At 54.6% G+C, this 1660-nt stretch carries 2 protein-coding genes; both read left to right on the top strand.

The features are described 5' to 3' along the window. A partial coding sequence (locus tag PROAA_RS13285; RefSeq protein WP_245664277.1) for a DUF1330 domain-containing protein occupies nt 1–335 on the top strand: 335 nt, incomplete at its 5' end. 14 nt (nt 336–349) lie between these two features. Next, nucleotides 350–1633: a phosphopyruvate hydratase gene (gene eno, locus PROAA_RS13280; protein ID WP_186411802.1), complete on the top strand. Its 1284-nt coding sequence runs from the start codon at nt 350–352 to the stop codon at nt 1631–1633. The last annotated feature ends 27 nt before the right edge of the window (nt 1634–1660 follow it).

Here is a 1660-nt window from a genome sequence, read left to right as displayed (position 1 = left end):
GGCCAGTTGCAGCTTTGCGGAGTCGTGAAATGGCGGCCTATGTACTGATTGAAGCCAGAGTCAGCGATCCAGCAAGCTTTGAGAAATACAAAAAGCTCGCTGAAGAAGCTATTGGGAAATACCAGGGGCGTTTCCTTGCGCGCGGCGGCCCTGTTGAGGTGCTTGAGGGAAGCTGGACGAAACCGGAGCGCCTTGTGATCATCGAGTTTGAGTCGGTTGCCCAGGCAAAGAAGTTCTATAATTCTCCGGAATACGGATCAGCACGCGAGCTGCGCAAGGATGCAGCAATCATGAACATGCTGGTCATTGATGGTTTATCACTGATGTCTGTATAGATAAAGGAAGAAACATGAGCTCTGTTGTTGATGTCGTTGCACGCGAGATCCTTGATTCTCGTGGCAACCCCACAGTTGAATGTGATGTGCTTCTTGAATCCGGCGTCATGGGTCGCGCGGCTGTTCCGTCGGGCGCGTCAACAGGGTCGCGTGAGGCCATCGAGCTGCGTGATGGGGATTCCACCCGCTATCTCGGCAAAGGCGTCATGCAGGCCGTAGAAAACGTCAATACCGAGATTGCCGAAGCGATCATCGGTCTCGATGCTCAGGAACAGGCCTTCATCGACCAGACGCTGATACAGCTTGACGGCACCGAAAACAAAGCGCGTCTTGGTGCAAATGCCATGCTTGCCGTGTCGATGGCCGTCGCCAAAGCCGCTGCCGAAGAATCCGGTCTGCCGCTCTATCGATATTTCGGTGGCTCCGGACCGATGCAGATGCCGGTTCCGATGATGAACATCATCAATGGTGGCGAGCATGCGAACAACAGTCTTGATTTCCAGGAGTTCATGATTCTGCCCGTCAGCCAGGGTTCGTTTCGTGAAGCCTTGCGTTGTGGTGCCGAAGTTTTCCATGCGCTCAAGAAACTGCTTGACAAGAAGGGTTTTTCAACTGCCGTTGGTGACGAGGGCGGCTTTGCACCCAATCTGGCCAGCCATGCTGAGGGCCTGCAAATGGTCGTACAAGCCATTGAAGCGGCCGGATACTTCCCTGGCGAAGATGTGTTGATCGGGCTTGACTGTGCGGCGTCCGAGTTTTACAAGGACGGCAATTACAATCTGGCGGGGGAGGGTTTGCAGCTGAGCTCCGTACAACTGGTTGATTATCTGGCCAATCTTGCCGAGCAGTTTCCGATTGTTTCGATCGAAGATGGCATGGCCGAAGGCGACTGGGACGGATGGAAACTGCTGACCGATCGTCTGGGCAAGAAGATTCAGATCGTCGGTGACGACGTTTTCGTTACCAATACCCGGATCTTCAAGGAAGGCATAAAGAAAGGCATCGCCAATTCGATCCTGATCAAGATCAACCAGATCGGTACGCTTTCGGAGACTTTCGCCGCCATCGAAATGGCCAAGCGTGCTGGTTATACGGCTGTGATCTCGCATCGTTCTGGTGAGACCGAGGACAGCACCATTGCCGACATCGCCGTCGGCATGAACGCGCTGCAGATCAAGACAGGCTCGTTGTCTCGCTCGGATCGGATCGCCAAGTACAATCAGTTGTTGCGCATCGAGGAAGACCTCGGTGATACGGCCGGCTATCCGGGGCGCGAAGCGTTCTACAACCTTCGGTGACGAGCCCGGAGTCAGGTGTGATGAGCG

It is taken from the genome of Candidatus Propionivibrio aalborgensis, assembly GCF_900089945.1.
Lineage (GTDB): Bacteria > Pseudomonadota > Gammaproteobacteria > Burkholderiales > Rhodocyclaceae > Propionivibrio > Propionivibrio aalborgensis.
The sequence above is the reverse complement of the archived record's forward strand: the minus strand, read 5'-3'. Positions and strand labels throughout refer to the sequence as shown.

Bases quoted from the DNA above. Each gene is read 5' to 3' on its own strand.
- eno (WP_186411802.1), top strand. From the start codon at position 350: ATGAGCTCTGTTGTTGATGTCGTTGCACGCGAGATCCTTGATTCTCGT.